Below are 14627 nucleotides of genomic sequence, written 5' to 3' on the forward strand. Positions count from 1 at the left end.
TCTCGCCTCAGAAAGGAAACGCGCGCGGGAATCTCCTCCATCGAGCGCTGAGGGCGGAGATCTCGCGCGTGGCGCGGCGAGAACTCCTCGCGGAGCTCAGGGGATCAGCGTCATCCCCCAGGACCACCCGGATCCGATGACCGTGGTCTGCGAACTGTTGGTCAGCGGGTCCTTCATGTACAGCAGCCGGCCGTCGCTGCGAACGTCCGCGACGACGATGCCGGACGACCCTCGTCCCTCGTAGTCGCCCACCGACCAGGAGGCGAGCTGGTCGGTCACCAGATTCGGCGACCTCATCATGATCGACGACGGGTACGGACTGGGGTTGCCCGCAGGGATGCGATTCAGGTCGAGTCCCTGGCCGGCCGGAGTCAGGTCGGCGTAGCCGTCGCCGTTGAAGTCGGCGAGCGCGATGTTGAATCCGGGGGTGGTCGACAGGCCGTCCCTCGGGATGGCGACCCCCGAGCTGAACGGACGGTGGAGGGGGTCGGAGGCGAAGCGATTCTTGTAGAACCAGCGCGTGCCATCCGACCGGTCGGCCACGATGTCGGCGTAACCGTCGCCGTCGACGTCGCCGAGCGAGAACGACGTGAACGACTGCCATCCCGATCCGATCAGCGTCGCGGACGAATAGGGCAGCTTGGCCGCCGAGCTACCGATGTTGTTGTAGTACGCCACCAGCGAGCCGTCGGAGCGTAGCGCGACCACCTCGGCGACCCCGTCGCCGGACAGGTCTCCGGTGGCGATGAGCCGCATGCCCCACCCGTATCCCCAACCGGTGCCGATCACGCGGCCGGTGCTGAACGGCACACCTCCCGGGTTCGAGTGGATGCCGTTGGCATAGAGCAGCAGTCGGCCGTTCAGGTCCGTCGCGAGCAGGTCTGCGTAGCCGTCCCCGGTCACGTCGGAGTCGTGGGTCAGTGCGGCGCGCTTCGGCGCCTTGACGATCGGCGTGCACGGGTTCGTCGTCGGTGCGGTGCCGGTCGCGACGGGGGCGGCCTGGCTGCTCGTCCGCACGGTCCAGGCGTAGGTTCCGCTCGTCGTGAGAGCGATCGGCTGAACGGTCGTCTGGAATCGCAGGGCGCCGTCGGCGCTCGCCGTGGCGGTCCCCGTCCCCAGGAGCCCCTCGGTCTGGTTCTGGAGCACGACGGTGTAATCCTGGCTCGGAACGAAACCGCGGAGGTCGACCCCGAGCTTCACGACCGAGCTGCCCTCCCCCTGCGGGGTCAGGTAGCGCTGAGGGCAGTCGAGCGCCGCGAACGACGTGCCGGACGGGGTGACACCGCTCGGGCAGGTGCTCGCGGCAACACCGTCGGACGCTCTGATCTCGCTACCCAGCCAGGCGCTGAGCATGTAGCCCTGCCCGGACACGAACACGCCCGTCAGCGAGGCGGAGATGGTCGCCCGGGCGTTCGCGTCGGTGACGAAGTCCACCGGGCTGAGCGGCGCGGTCGCCCCGACCAGTGAAGCGCTCGTCCCGAGCCGGTAGGCGGTGTTCGGGCTCAGCCCCCTCCCATTCGCCGTCGTCGTGATCTGTGCCGACCGGTAGTAGCCGCCCTGCAGGCTCGCGCAGTCGATCGTGAGAGTGGAATTGTCGAACGACGTGACCGGCGGCAACGGCGGGAGGTCGACCGGCGACAGTGCAGGCCCTGCGGCGGGAGACGCCGAGGGGGCGCCGTCCGCCTGGGCTGGGGCTGTCACGAGGCCGACCGTCATCATCGCGGCCGCCAGCACCACCAGACCCGTGATCGTCTGCCGTGCGCGCATCGCTCCCCCTCGTCCGGACGTCTGGTATGCCGGTGCGAAGATCAGAGTAGGGCACGGCGGTCCACACCATCCACGTCTCGGCACAGGATGAGGGACCCCCCGTTCGGGTCGAGCCCGAACGGCCCACCTCACCCGGTACGGTGAGCGTATGGCCGCGTACGTCCGACCCGCGCTCCCTCGCTCCACTTTCTTGGACGAGCAGGGGAACACGATCGACTACGGCCGGCGGTGGGTTGACGGCGAGGTGCCTGACGAGGCGTATTCGCGCACGAGCCACACCGAGCGGTACGCGCCGATCCACACGGTCGCGGAGGCGCTGATCTCCTGGCTGCTCGAACGGTACGACGCTTCGTCGGCCGACGACCTGTCCTCCGCGGCGGACGTCGCTTTCGGCGGGATCACCCCGATTCGAGCGGTCCGTGTCACTCCGGCCGACCGCGCGGCCGCGCCGCTGACGTTCGTCTTCACGGACTTTCCGGGCATCGTCGTCCACGCGGGCGCTCTGGTCGATCAGGCCTTCCCGCGGTGCGGCTGCGATGCGTGCGACGAGGACCTCGAGAGGATCATCGACGACCTCGAATGGACCGTCAACGCTGTCGTGGCCGGCTCGTTCTCCGAGCAGATCGGCGTGCCCTCGCCGCGGTGGGTCGGCAGCTCGCTCGCGTGGGCGAACGGCTCGTCGTCGGGAAGCACCCTCCGCGACGATCTGTCCGATGATGCACTCGAGGCCGCGAAACGTATCCTCCCGCCGACGGGCGCTTGGAACGTCTGGCCGCTACGTCGAGAATCCGACCCGCTCCGCAACCCTCACCGCACCGGATAGACCCCGAGGTCGGATTCCCACTCATCGGCAGCCCGGCGGACGTCCCCTAGCGCCAGCTTCAGGATGATGTGGTCAGGAATCTCGAAATCATCCTCCGGGGCTGACTCGTGGGAGAACGTCACAAGCACTATCGCGCCCTCCGAGCCGGACTCGTCGAGCCCGCAGAGCACAGCCCTATTCCTGACCTGAATCCGCCAGGAAGCGCTTCAACTCGCCGTCAGCCCACGATGACTCTTGTGCGGATCACTCTCGGCGAAGATACCTCCCCGAGATGACGGCCCTGCGGTAGGGCCCAGCACCCTTCGCGTCCAGCTGCGGACTGTCGAACCATACGGAGTATTCCAACTCGCCCGCGAGAGCCTGGTCGACTACAGACGGCGCGAACGTGCCGTCGATCGTTCCGGAGAACTCCTGCTCCCATGGACTATCCCAGTCGGCGTCCTTGATCACCCGCACTCGAGTTCCGCCTGGCCACGGGCTCCCAGGGGTCATCGGCCGGAGCTTCCTCGGCGCCCAGAAGGTCGTCAGCCCTAACGCGACGACAAGCAGCGAAATGCCGACCATCAGCGAAGACGGCTCGAACGGCGCCAGCGTCGACCATGTCGCACTCGATCGGAGGACTTCGGCGCCCACGAAGATCGCGAGCCCGAGCAATGCGCAGGTCGATGGCAGCCACCGGTGTCTCACGATCCAGACCCTCGCCGGCTCGATCAGGCGAACCGGCAGTCCGATCACGACCGCGGCGCTCACGACGGCGACCGTGGGCACCGCCGCTACGATCCCGACGAGGATCGGAATGACGAAGACACCCAGCGCTCCGTCGTCCGCTTCTGAGGGAGATGTCGGGGTCGCAGGGGTCGATTGAGCGAGACGGAAGAAGATCAGGACCATGTCGACGATGACGAGGACGAGGACGACGCTTCCAGCGATCGTGGTCTGAACGAAAAGCGCCCACCACGGCCACCCGCGTGACGTTTGACGCGTTGATCGCACAGGATGGGTCATGTCGCCATTCAACCGCTCGGACGCGACACGCGCGTCCGTCGCGCGATGCAGATCGCGCACGGGCCTCGACTGCACAGCCCCCACGAAAAAGCCCCCGGTCCCAGTGTTTCCACGGGATCGGGGGCCTTTCGCCACCTGCGGTGTTGGGTGCGCCCCCAGGGACTTGAACCCTGAACCCATTGATTAAGAGTCAATTGCTCTGCCGATTGAGCTAGAGGCGCATTCGATTCGGTTTCCCGAACCGAGGCTCAACATTAGCATCAGGGTCGGGCCGTCCGCCAATCGAGAGAGGCCGAAGCGCATGCCCGGGCGTGTCCGGGTGCTGGGCCGCTAAGATCCTGGCGTGACCGACGCACGCGACATCGACCGGCCCCTTTCCTCCGACTTGGCCCTCGCGCTCCGGCTCGCCGACCTTGCAGACGGCATCTCGTCCGCGCACTTCCGCGAGCGCGGCCTCCACATCGACACGAAGCCCGACCGCACGTTCGTCACCGAAGCCGACCTCGCCGTCGAGCGGGCCATCCGGGAGGCGCTCGCCGCCGAGCGACCCGCCGACGGCATCCTGGGCGAAGAGTACGGCACGGAGGGCGACGCGAGCCGGCAGTGGATCATCGACCCGATCGACGGCACCTCGAACTACCTGCGCGGCGTTCCCGTGTGGGGCACGCTCATCGCGCTCGCGATCGACGGGAAGCCTGTGATCGGCGTCGTCAGTTCGCCCGCGCTCGGCAAGCGCTGGTGGGCCGAGACAGGCGATGGCGCCTGGACGACCGACGCCCCCGGCGCCCAGCCGCGACCCATCCGCGTCTCCGCCGTCGCAGACCTCGAGCACGCCTCGATCAGCTTCCAGAGCATCGCCCAATGGGATCAGGCCGGGTACCTTGACCGCCTGATCGCGCTGACCCGGCGGGTGTGGCGCGACCGTGCATACGGCGACATGTGGTCGTACATGCTGCTCGCGGAGGGACTCCTCGATGCCGTGGGCGAGTTCGATGTGAAGACCTACGACCTCGCGGCGCTCATCCCGATCGTCGAGGAGGCCGGAGGCGCGTTCACGTCGGTGACCGGACAGCCGGGGCCGGGCAACGGGTCGTCCCTCGCCTCCAACGGGCTGCTGCACACGGCCCTGCTGGCGGCGCTCGCGTAGCGGCGCGTAATCAGGAATACGCCGTCCAGAACCCGGACGGGACACCCGCTCGCCCCCTAGGCTCGACCGTGTGAGCACACCGACCGACGAGCCCCTCGTCCACATCGCCGGTTTCCGGATGGACTTCGGCCGCACGACCGTGATCCGCGATCTCTCGTTCGACATCGCGCGCGGGGAGACCTTCGGGTTCCTCGGCAGCAACGGCTCGGGCAAGACGACCACGATCCGGGCTCTGCTCGGCATCTACCAGCCGACCGCCGGCGTCCTCCACATCGACGGCAAGGATTTCAGCCCGGAGACCGGCGAACGCCTCGGCTACCTGCCCGAAGAGCGCGGCCTCTACAAGAAGGAGTCCGTCATCGACGTCATGGTCTACTTCGGCCGGCTCAAAGGCCTGGGCGCCGAGCAGGCCCGGCGCTGGTCTCGCGAGTACCTGGAGCGGGTGGGCATCGGCGACAAAGAGAAGGTGCGGCTCGACAAGCTCTCCGGCGGCCAGCAGCAGAAGGTGCAGCTCGGAGTCACGATCATGAATCAGCCCGAGCTGCTGATCCTCGACGAGCCGACGAAGGGCTTCGACCCGGTCAACCGCCGGCTGTTGATGGACATCATCGACGACCAGAAGCGCGCGGGCTCGACCGTCATGATGGTGACCCACCAGATGGAGGAGGTCGAGCGGCTCTGCGACCGCGTCATCCTCCTGAAAGACGGCGTCTCACGCGCCTACGGCACAGTGTCGGAGGTGCAGGAGCAGTTCGGCGGAACCGTCGTCCATGTCGACCACGATGGAGCCGTGCCGCTCTCCCCCGACTACCGCATCGCGCGAGACGAAGGCGGCCACGCCGAGCTGGAGGTCGCGAACGACGCCGACACCGCAGCGATCCTGCGCTCGCTCGTGGAGGCCGGCCTCCACATCACCCGCTTCGCCCCCACCCGCAAATCGCTCGACGACATCTTCGTCGAGGTCTACGGCGCCGAGAGCCGCGAGGAGGATTGACCATGGCCCGCCACAATCTCACCACCGTCATCGGGTTCGAGTTCACGCGCACCATCAAGAAGCGCAGCTTCTGGGCGGTGACGCTCATCCTGCCGATCCTGGTCTTCGGGCTGGGCACGCTGATCATCTCGGCCAATGTCTCCAGCGCCAACACCGCCGACCAGCAGAAGAACGCCCGCTTCGACTTCCTCTACGTCGACGCGTCCGGCCTCGTCGACCCGACGATCGCGCACAGCTACGGCGGCAAGGAGATCGCCAGCAGCTCCGAGGGCGTCGAGGAGGTGCAGATCGGAGGCACTCCCGCCTTCTTCGACTTTCCCGCCGACCCCGCCAAGCAGACGATCAAGGTCTACGGAGCCGACGCCGGCGTCTTCCAGAACAGCAAGTACTCCGCCGTCGCGGAGTCGCTGCTCTCGTCGAGCGTCGAGCAGAAGCTCGACAGCCCGGTCGACGTCGCGATCCTCCGCGGCGAGACGAACACCGCGACGACCACGTTCAAGAACGGCGCTGTCGCGCCCGGATTCGAGGCGATCCTGCCCGCCCTCATCTTCTTGGCCGCCTTCTTCGTCGTCATCGTCTTCCTCGGCAACCAGATGCTGAACTCGACGCTGGAGGAGAAGGAGAACCGCGTCACGGAGATGATCCTGACGACGATCAACCCGACCAACCTCCTGGTCGGCAAGGTGGTGTCGCTGTTCGCCGTCGGGCTGATCCAGATCGCGGTGTTCGCGCTGCCGGTGGTGATCGGTTACCTGTTCTTCCGCGATCAGCTCGCCATCCCCAACTTCGACCTCAGCAGTCTCGTGTTCGACCCGCAGAAGATGATCATCGGCGCGCTCATCACGATCGGCGGCTTCGCCCTGTTCACCGGCACGCTGGTGGCCGTGGGCGCCGTGATGCCGACCGCGAAGGACGCCGCGCCGTTCTTCTCCGTCGTGGTCTTCGCCGTGGTGATCCCGCTCTACGCGTCGAGTTACGCCGTCAGCACGCCGAACGCGCCGATCGTGCAGATCCTGGCGTACTTCCCGTACACCGCGCCGATCACCGCGCTCATCCTGAACGCCTTCGGCTCGCTGCCGCTCTGGCAGGCGATCATCATCATCGTCGAGCTGTTCGTGCTCGCGTTCGTGGTGCTGCGGCTGGCTGTGCGGCTGTTCCGGTACGGCTCGATCGAGTACTCCAGCAAGGTCAAGATCCGGGATGTGCTCGGGCGCCGGTCCGGGCCGGGGCGCACGGCGGTCCGCTGATGCGGGCCGTGATCGTGGCTCAGCCGGGAGATGCCGACGTCTTGACGGTCGCCGAGGTCCCCGATCCCCGGCCCGCACCGGGCGAGGTGCGCATCCGGGTGATCGCGGCAGGGCTGAACGGCGCCGACCTGAGCCAGCGCCGCGGCTACTACCCGCCGCCGCCCGGCGCCCCCGAGTGGCCGGGGCTGGAGGTGTCGGGCGTCATCGACGTCATCGGCGACGACGTCGAGCCCGGTCGCTGGAACCAGGGCGACCTCGTGTGCGCGCTCCTGCCCGGCGGCGGCTACGCCGAGCTCGTGACTGTCGATGCCGGGCTGGTGCTGCCGGTTCCGGCGGGCGTCGATCCGGTGGAGGCCGCCGGCCTCCCCGAGGTGACCGCGACGGTCTGGTCGAACGTGTTCGACCTGGGCGCCCTGGCCCCGGGCGAGACCCTTCTCGTCCACGGCGGGTCCAGCGGCATCGGCTCGATGGCGATCCAGCTGGCCCGCACCCTCGGGTCGCACGTGATCGCGACAGCCGGAAGCCCCGAGAAGGCGGCGTTCTGCCGGTCCGTCGGCGCCGAGGCGGCTGTCGACTACCGTACCGACGACTTCGTCGCCGCGGTCGCGGCGTTCACCGACGGCCGCGGCGCCGACGTCGTGCTCGACATCGTCGGCGGTGATTACATCGCCCGCGACCTCGAGGCGCTCGCGACCGGCGGACGGATCATGTCCATCGCCGTGCGCGACCGCACCCCTGCCGCGGTCGACATGGGCCTCCTCATGAGCAAGCGCGCCCGCCTCCAGGGGACGACCCTGCGGGCTCGCCCTCTCGCCGAACGCGTCGCGATCATCGCGGCCGTGCGCGAGCACGTGTGGCCGCTGCTGGAGGCCGGCGAGGTGCGCCCGGTCATCGACTCGGTGTTCCCGCTCGCGGATGCGGCCCAGGCGCATCGACGGATGGAGTCGTCCGCACACCTCGGGAAGATCCTGCTCCGCGTCTCCTGACGACGAGGTCCACCGCGGTCGCGATCGCCGCACCGATGGCGTAGGCGACGAGGTCGGTCGCCTGGAAGGTCGACCCGAGCACGAGCTCGACGCCCGGGACGGTCGCCGACAGGCGTGCGGGCACACCGGTGAGCTGCAGCAGCTCCACCCCGGCGCAGACCGCCAGAGCGATACCGCCCACCGCAGCGCTCGGCGCGCGCGGCGCCACGAAGGCGATGAGCACGACCATCAGCACCGCGTAGAGCGCGTCCCCCGCGAACGCGCCGGCCCAGTCGTCGGTCAGCTCGTGCACGGTAAGGCCCGCCATGACGACCGCGACGGCGATGAGGACCAACAGGACACGACGACGGGCGAGGGAGGTCATCCTCCGACGCTAGCGAGCCCCCGTGGGCCGACGCGTCCTCCGGGTGTCGGATCGACCCTCCATCGGTGGGAGGATCGGAGTCATGACCGCGCTGCCGTCCGACGAAGCCCTGCTCGCTCTGCCGAAGGCCGAGCTCCACCTCCACATCGAAGGCACGCTGGAGCCCGATCTCGCGTTCGAGCTCGCCGGCCGCAACGGGGTGGCGCTCCCCTACGCCTCGGTCGACGAGCTCGCCGCGCAGTACGAGTTCTCGGACCTGCAGTCTTTCCTCGACCTGTACTACGCCACGATGGCGGTGCTGCGCACGGAAGACGACTTCGCGGAGCTCACCCGGCGCTACCTCCGCACCGCTGCCGCGCAGGGCCTCCGCCACGTCGAGCTGTTCTTCGACCCGCAGGCGCACGTGAGCCGGGGCGTCGCTCTGGAGGCCGTCGTCGACGGCATCAGCGGAGCGCTGGCCGAGGCCGAGCGCGATCTCGACATCTCCAGCGGGATCATCCTGTGCTTTCTGCGCGACCAGCCGGTGGAGTCCGCCGACACCGTGCTCAGCGCCGCGCTCACCCGGCCGGAGCGGCTGCTCGGCGTCGGCCTGGACTCCGCGGAGGTCGGCTATCCGCCCGAGCTGTTCACCGACGTCTTCGCCCGGGCGAAGGACGCCGGGCTGCACGCGGTGGCGCACGCCGGCGAGGAGGGCCCTCCCGCCTACATCCGCCAGGCGCTCGACCTGCTCGGCGTCGAGCGGATCGACCACGGCATCCGGGCTGCGGAGGATCCGGAGCTCATGGCCCGGCTCGCCGCAGAGGGCGTTCCGTTGACCGTGTGCCCGCTGTCCAACGTGCGCCTCCGCACGGTGCCCGACCTGGCCGACCACCCCCTCCTGGCGCTCGACGCCGCCGGAGTGCGGGTGACGATCAACTCCGACGATCCTGCCTACTTCGGCGGTTACGTCGGAGAGAACTACCTCGCGGTGCGGGACGCGCTCGGCGTCGACGCCGACCTGGCCGAGCGGTTCGCACGCACGTCGATCGACGCCTCGTTCGCGTCGGACGCCCGAAAGGCCGCGCTGCAGCACGAGGTCGACGCGTGGCGGGGCTGAGCGCCGGCGGCACGCCCGCCGGCTCGATCACCCGACCCGACGGCCGCCGCGTGCGCTACTTCGACACCGGGAGCGGCGACGACTCCCCCGTGCTCGACGACTCCCCCGTGCTGGTGTGGCACCACGGCACGCCGCAGACCGGCGCCGTCATCGAGCCGCTGGCCTCCGAGGCCGCGGCCCGAGGCATCCGCGTCGTCTCGTGTGCGCGTCCCGGGTATCCGGGTTCGGATCCGCTGCCCGGCCGCAGCGTCGCCGACGCCGCCGCCGACGTTCTCGCGGTACTCGACGCGCTCGGCATCGACCGCTTCGCGACGATGGGCGCTTCTGGAGGCGGCCCGCACGCGCTCGCCTGCGCCGCGCTCGCGCCCCAGCGCGCCTCCGCCCTCGTCACCTTCGCGGGCATCGCTCCCTACTGGGGCGACGTCGACTGGTTCGCCGGCATGGTCGATCCCGGAGGCCTCCGCGCCGCTCTCGCCGGGCGGCCGGCGCGAGCCGCGTACGCCGAGACGGCGGAGTTCGAGCCCGAGTCGTTCACGTCACGCGACTACGAGGTGCTCAAGGAGGACTGGGCCGCGCTGGGAGCCGATGCCGCGGCGGGCGCGGCGTCGGGCCACGACGGCGAAGTCGATGACGACGTGGCCTTCGTGTCGCCCTGGGGAGTCGAGCTCGGAGCGGTTGCGGCGCACACCCTCCTCGTGCAGGGCGGCAGAGACCGCGTCGTCCCGGCGACGCACGCCGGCTGGATGCTCGAGCGCGTCCGCCGCGGTGAGCTCTGGCTGCGGCCGCGCGAAGGCCACGTCTCGGTGCTGACGGCGCTGGGCGTCGCCCTGGACTGGGTGGTGGCGACGTCGCCGACTCTGTGAGGTCGGTCACCCATCCCTCTCCGCGCAATGGCACGGTTCGTTCTAGTGTTGGACTCAGGTGCACGGGGGAAGATGTGCCCACGCACCGGGAGGAGTCGCCGATGTCCGAGCTCGACCTCAACCAGCCGTTGACGCCGCCGGAGGGGCCGGCAGAAGGTGTGTCGCTCACGCCTCCTGCCGCCGTGCCGGAGGTCGGAGGCGACCAAGCCGTCGGGATGGTCGCTGTTCCGCCCGACAAGCGCGCGGAGCTCCAGGCCAAGGCGGACGAGTTCGTCGCGGGTCTCTCGTCCGTGGAGCCCGGCAGCCCCGAGTTCACGCGCAAGGTCGACGAGATCGCCCGGATGGGCGTGCAGGAGATCCGCTCGTCGTCGGAGGTGTCGAACCGGATGCTGCAGCGGCCGGAGTCGTCGCTCGCGGCCGCCCGAGGTCGTGGCGGCCCGTCGGATCCGCAGACGCAGGTGGCGCAGACCCTCCAGCAGTTGCGCACCACGATCACCGAGCTCGACCCGGGCCACGCGAATCTGGCCGGCGCCAAGGGGTTCTTCGGGCGCCTTCCCGGCGGCAAGTCGCTCATGCGGTACTTCGAGCGCTACCAACCCGCGCAGAAGCAGCTCGACGCGATAATCACGGCGCTCATCTCCGGCCAGGACGCCCTCCTGAAGGACAACGCCGCCATCGACCTCGAGCGCACCAACCTGTGGGCGACGATGGGCAAGCTCGGCGAGTACGCCGCGCTCGCCAAGGCGCTCGACGAGTCGATCGAGGCGCAGGCCGCGAAGCTGCGCACGACCGACCCGCAGCGCGCCGACTCGCTCGTGGCGGACGCTCTCTTCCCCATCCGCCAACGCCGACAAGATCTCACCACGCAGATCGCCGTCTCGGTGCAGGGCTACCTCGCGCTCGATGCGATCCGCAAGAACAACCTCGAGCTGATCAAGGGCGTCGAGCGTGCCCGCACCACGACCGTCGCCGCCCTGCGCACGGCGATCATCGTCGCGCAGGCGCTCGGCAACCAAGAACTCGTGCTCGACCAGATCAGCGCGCTGAACGACGCGACCAACGCCATGATCGACCGCACCGGCGAGCTCCTGCGGCAGCAGACCGCCCGCGTGCACCAGGAGGCCATCTCCACCGGCGTCAGTCTGGAGACCCTCCAGCACGCGTTCGACAACGTCTTCGCGACGATGGACTCGATCGACACCTACCGGGTGAAGGCGGTCGAGAGCATGGCCAAGACCGTCGACGCGCTGGAGCAGCAGGTCGAGCGGTCGCGCAGCTACCTGGACCGGTCGCACAACAGCCCGAACTGACGGCACCCGATCTCGTCAGGGCAGGTCGAGCCGCGACAGCCCGAACCGCTGCGACAGGAAGCGACCGTTGACCAGCAGCGCCGAGGCGTCGTGCTCGGCCGCCGCGTCGCGCATCCGGGTCGCCGCGGCCTCCAGCTCTGCAAGCTGGGCCACCAGCGTCTGCGCCGGCGTGGTCCCGTCAGGGAGGACGTGCCGGGCCGCCCAGTCGGGAGGCAGCATCAGGTAGGCGCGCAGCGTGTCGGGGAGGTACACGGTCGCAGTGCGCCGCACCATGACCTCCGGCTCGCCCTGCCCGGCGACACGATCGAGAGCGTCGACCAGCAGTTCACCGATGCGGCCGACCTGGGCGATCGCCTCGGCGGGCAGGCGCCGGCCGAGGCGCGCCGGAAGCGTTCGGAGGTCGGCGTCGATCTTGGCCTCCCGCACGCGGATCTCCGACCCCGGAGGCTCAAGACCGAGCGTCTGCAGGGCCAACGACCCGGTGGCCGCGTCTCCGGCCGCCTCGTTCTCGAGCGCGGCGATGCGGTCGGCGAAGGCGGTGAGCCAGTCGCCGAGCCCGAGCGGACGGCTGACGACGATCGCTCCGCGGTAGACGAGCGCGGCCTCACCCGCCCACTGCGGCCCCGGCTCGTAGCCCAAGGTCAGCGTCTCCTGGCGCCCGAGGAGACTGATCCGGATGATCGCGCCCGGCCTCCCGGACACGCGGTCGCTCAGCGTTCGCCGGCGTTCGACGACGAGCACCCGTTCGACCAGCACCGGTGGCAGGGCGTTCCGCACGCGTTCGATCAGTCCCAGCAGGAAGGCCTGGGGATCTTCTGCCGCCTCCGCCGGATCCCTCATGATTCCCACATGGTAGACGCTCGAACCGGGCGGCAGCCATGGCCGGCCGTGGCCTGAAGCGCCCCATCCGCCGGTAATTAGTGCAATAATGGTTTGTGCACTAAGCATTTTTCGAAACCCTCGGGAGGATCCCCATGGCTGGCAGGTTCTGGCGCTTCTACGAACGCGCCAACGACGTCGTCCGCACCTTCACCGGCCCCGCGCAGCTCGGCGCAGGGCACCCGGAGGGCCCGGACGTCCGCCGGGCCGACGCCGCCTGCCCGATGTGCGGCAAGCCGCTCGACCAGCACGTCATCGAGCGGTTCGCCGACTCCCGCACCTCGACCCGCATCCACTGCCCATGACCGGCACCACGGACACCGCCAACCCGCTGGCGCTCGAGAGTCAGGTCTGCTTCGCGCTCGCGGTCGCCTCGCGATCGGTGATCGCCGCCTACCGCCCGGTGCTCGAGCCCGTCGGCCTGACGCACCCGCAGTACCTGGTGATGCTCGCCCTCTGGGAGAACGAGCCGCTCTCCGTGCGTCGGCTCGCCGACCTCCTGGCACTGGAGCCGGCGACCGTCTCCCCCCTGCTCAAGCGACTGGAGGCGCTCGGCTACGTCGCACGCCGGCGCTCCGACGTCGACGAGCGCGTGGTCGAGATCACGCTCACCGACACCGGTCGCGAGCTGCGCTCCTACGCCGAGACCATCCCGCCCACGATGATGGAGCGCCTCGGGATGACCCAGGACGACCTCCAGAACCTGCACCGCACGATGAGCGCGCTCATCCGGGCGACGCGCGACCTGTAGCCACGCCGACCAGGTCCGGGTCGGTCAGCGCCGCTCGACCAGGTCGTCCGCGCGCCGCGGCGCCGCTCAGCCGAGAGCGGTCGGAGCCCGCGATGCGCGATGTCGCGACGCCGGGCTCATGTCACGAGACTCCATCCGTCTGAGCCACGAGCCGGGCATCCACGAACGCGCGGATCGGTTGCGGGTTGGCGAACGCGAACAGGAGGCGTCGGGTCTTCTCGATACGCACGTCATGGCGTTCCCGTTCGCCGACCTCGAACTCGAAGTCGGAGCGCAGCCGAAAGCTGAACGTGATGAATCGCTTGAGCAGCAGCTCGCCGTCCACCCAGATGGTGAGCCAGCCCCACATCTGGTCGAAGGTGAAGACGACGGAGTGCCGCTCGTCGTCACCGACCTCGAAGGCCAACGTGTGCGTCGTCGCCACGCGCCCCGGGCGAGGTCGTGATGCCGGACGCCTCGTCGGGTCCTTCGCGAGTGCGACGAAGAAGAAGATGGCGATCGCGATCAGTGCGATGCCGAACACCACGAGGGGAAACGCCGTTCTGCTCCCCGCGGTCGCGGCGAGCCACACCCACGAGAGTGCTGCCACACCGAGGCCGAGCATGACATATGTGCACACGATCACCAGCGGGCGAGCATCCCTCATGTTGCGCACGATACGCGCCACCACGGAATCCGCCAGCGAAGGCGGTGCTGACGGCCGATGGTATCCGAACTCGAACAACGCGCGATGACGACCGACTGGTGGAGATGGGGGGAATCGAACCCCCGTCCACTGCTGTGGTCATGTGCCTTCTACGGGCGTAGCCAGTGAGATCGCTTTCTCAGCCCCGGAACTTGTCGCTGGCACCTGCTCCGACGGGCTCAGTATCAGTTGGAGTCCCTCTGCGCCCTGATGCTCAACGCAGAAGCAAGTCTTCTAGCTGACGCCAGGATCCGGGTAGAAGACAGTTCCCGGTCTGACGGTCTCTTCAAATGGCGAAGGGGAACTTACGCCGCGAGGGCGAAGTCGGCCTTGGCCGAGACAGTGCTCTTGTTATTGGCACTTATTTTTTCGCATGGATCGTTAACGAGATAACCATGCATCCTCGACCCGCTTCTCACACTCTCGCAGACAATGTCGAAACCGATCATCCCCATGCGACGGCCGTGAGGCCGGGTCGTCATCGCGCGCTGTTGAGTTGTCCAGATGCAATCGCCGCATCCTGCGGCGAGCTTCCCATCTTACAACAACACCGACGCCGGTTCTATGCCAGCATCGTTGGATGGCCGACACGATCATCACCGTCCAGGGCGAGTACGAGCTCACGCACCCGGCCGAGCGCGGCGCTGTCCGCCTCGCCGTCGGCTACGAGGACGAGCAGCGCGACGAGGCGCTCGCTCGCACGACCCAAT

Annotated in this window: 15 protein-coding genes, 1 tRNA gene and 1 other RNA gene; 10 read left to right on the top strand and 7 right to left on the bottom strand. The window is 68.9% G+C overall.

All coding sequences use genetic code 11. The features are described 5' to 3' along the window. Nucleotides 1-96: 96 nt before the first annotated feature. Nucleotides 97-1767: an FG-GAP repeat domain-containing protein gene (locus tag AC0HS0_RS14345; protein WP_472964723.1), complete on the bottom strand. Its 1671-nt coding sequence runs from the start codon at nucleotides 1765-1767 to the stop codon at nucleotides 97-99. 148 nt (nucleotides 1768-1915) lie between these two features. Here AC0HS0_RS14345 and AC0HS0_RS14350 point away from each other — a divergent pair, with 148 nt between their 5' ends. Further along, complete coding sequence (locus AC0HS0_RS14350; protein WP_472964724.1) at nucleotides 1916-2590, top strand: DUF6226 family protein; 675 nt, start codon at nucleotides 1916-1918, stop codon at nucleotides 2588-2590. Between the two features lie 243 nt (nucleotides 2591-2833). On the opposite strand, the gene AC0HS0_RS14355 is transcribed toward AC0HS0_RS14350, so the two are convergent. After that, complete coding sequence (locus tag AC0HS0_RS14355) at nucleotides 2834-3655, bottom strand: hypothetical protein (RefSeq protein ID WP_472964725.1); 822 nt, start codon at nucleotides 3653-3655, stop codon at nucleotides 2834-2836. A gap of 88 nt (nucleotides 3656-3743) precedes the next feature. After that, a tRNA-Lys gene (locus tag AC0HS0_RS14360) sits at nucleotides 3744-3816 on the bottom strand. Nucleotides 3817-3938: 122 nt separating this feature from the next. On the opposite strand from AC0HS0_RS14360, the gene AC0HS0_RS14365 reads away from it, so the two are divergent. The 4 genes from AC0HS0_RS14365 to AC0HS0_RS14380 all read left to right on the top strand — a co-directional run bounded on the left by AC0HS0_RS14365 (nucleotide 3939) and on the right by AC0HS0_RS14380 (nucleotide 7969). Next, nucleotides 3939-4742: an inositol monophosphatase family protein gene (locus tag AC0HS0_RS14365; protein ID WP_472964726.1), complete on the top strand. Its 804-nt coding sequence runs from the start codon at nucleotides 3939-3941 to the stop codon at nucleotides 4740-4742. Between the two features lie 118 nt (nucleotides 4743-4860). Next, complete coding sequence (locus AC0HS0_RS14370) at nucleotides 4861-5736, top strand: ABC transporter ATP-binding protein (RefSeq protein WP_472965001.1); 876 nt, start codon at nucleotides 4861-4863, stop codon at nucleotides 5734-5736. Between the two features lie 2 nt (nucleotides 5737-5738). After that, nucleotides 5739-6983 carry an ABC transporter permease gene (locus AC0HS0_RS14375; protein ID WP_472964727.1) on the top strand — a complete coding sequence of 415 codons (1245 nt, stop codon included), beginning with the start codon at nucleotides 5739-5741 and terminating at the stop codon, nucleotides 6981-6983. Further along, nucleotides 6983-7969: an NAD(P)H-quinone oxidoreductase gene (locus tag AC0HS0_RS14380; RefSeq protein WP_472964728.1), complete on the top strand. Its 987-nt coding sequence runs from the start codon at nucleotides 6983-6985 to the stop codon at nucleotides 7967-7969. Before AC0HS0_RS14375 ends, AC0HS0_RS14380 begins: the two co-directional genes overlap by 1 nt. Here AC0HS0_RS14380 and AC0HS0_RS14385 read toward each other — a convergent pair. Then, the gene (locus tag AC0HS0_RS14385; RefSeq protein ID WP_472964729.1) at nucleotides 7872-8333 is read right to left on the bottom strand and encodes a ribosomal maturation YjgA family protein; all 462 of its coding nucleotides are present in this window, start codon (nucleotides 8331-8333) and stop codon (nucleotides 7872-7874) included. The two genes, AC0HS0_RS14380 and AC0HS0_RS14385, sit on opposite strands and share 98 nt — an antisense overlap. Before the next feature lie 82 nt (nucleotides 8334-8415). On the opposite strand from AC0HS0_RS14385, the gene AC0HS0_RS14390 reads away from it, so the two are divergent. The 3 genes from AC0HS0_RS14390 (at nucleotide 8416) to AC0HS0_RS14400 (ending at nucleotide 11602) form a co-directional block, all read left to right on the top strand. Further along, nucleotides 8416-9429, top strand: coding sequence for an adenosine deaminase (locus AC0HS0_RS14390; protein WP_472964730.1), 1014 nt, complete (start codon nucleotides 8416-8418; stop codon nucleotides 9427-9429). Next, entirely contained in the window at nucleotides 9417-10292 is an 876-nt protein-coding gene (locus tag AC0HS0_RS14395) for an alpha/beta fold hydrolase (protein WP_472964731.1), read from the top strand. The genes AC0HS0_RS14390 and AC0HS0_RS14395 overlap by 13 nt, the downstream gene beginning before the upstream one ends. 101 nt (nucleotides 10293-10393) lie before the next feature. Continuing rightward, a complete protein-coding gene (locus AC0HS0_RS14400; RefSeq protein WP_472964732.1) occupies nucleotides 10394-11602 on the top strand; it encodes a toxic anion resistance protein in 1209 nt (402 codons plus the stop codon). A 15-nt stretch (nucleotides 11603-11617) separates the two neighbouring features. Here AC0HS0_RS14400 and AC0HS0_RS14405 read toward each other — a convergent pair whose 3' ends face one another. After that, on the bottom strand, nucleotides 11618-12442 hold the full coding sequence (locus AC0HS0_RS14405) for a hypothetical protein (RefSeq protein ID WP_472964733.1): 825 nt from the start codon (nucleotides 12440-12442) through the stop codon (nucleotides 11618-11620). Nucleotides 12443-12576: 134 nt separating this feature from the next. Here AC0HS0_RS14405 and AC0HS0_RS14410 point away from each other — a divergent pair, with 134 nt between their 5' ends. Next, nucleotides 12577-12786 carry a hypothetical protein gene (locus tag AC0HS0_RS14410; protein WP_472964734.1) on the top strand — a complete coding sequence of 70 codons (210 nt, stop codon included), beginning with the start codon at nucleotides 12577-12579 and terminating at the stop codon, nucleotides 12784-12786. Beyond that, on the top strand, nucleotides 12783-13232 hold the full coding sequence (locus AC0HS0_RS14415; protein WP_472964735.1) for a MarR family winged helix-turn-helix transcriptional regulator: 450 nt from the start codon (nucleotides 12783-12785) through the stop codon (nucleotides 13230-13232). Before AC0HS0_RS14410 ends, AC0HS0_RS14415 begins: the two co-directional genes overlap by 4 nt. A gap of 121 nt (nucleotides 13233-13353) precedes the next feature. On the opposite strand, the gene AC0HS0_RS14420 is transcribed toward AC0HS0_RS14415, so the two are convergent. Both AC0HS0_RS14420 and ssrA read right to left on the bottom strand, forming a co-directional pair. Continuing rightward, a complete protein-coding gene (locus tag AC0HS0_RS14420) occupies nucleotides 13354-13878 on the bottom strand; it encodes a hypothetical protein (RefSeq protein ID WP_472964736.1) in 525 nt (174 codons plus the stop codon). 96 nt (nucleotides 13879-13974) lie between these two features. Beyond that, nucleotides 13975-14370, bottom strand: a transfer-messenger RNA (tmRNA) gene (ssrA, locus tag AC0HS0_RS14425). Between the last annotated feature and the right edge of the window lie 257 nt (nucleotides 14371-14627).

It is taken from the genome of Leifsonia sp. PARNA 1/14 (genome assembly GCF_055720965.1).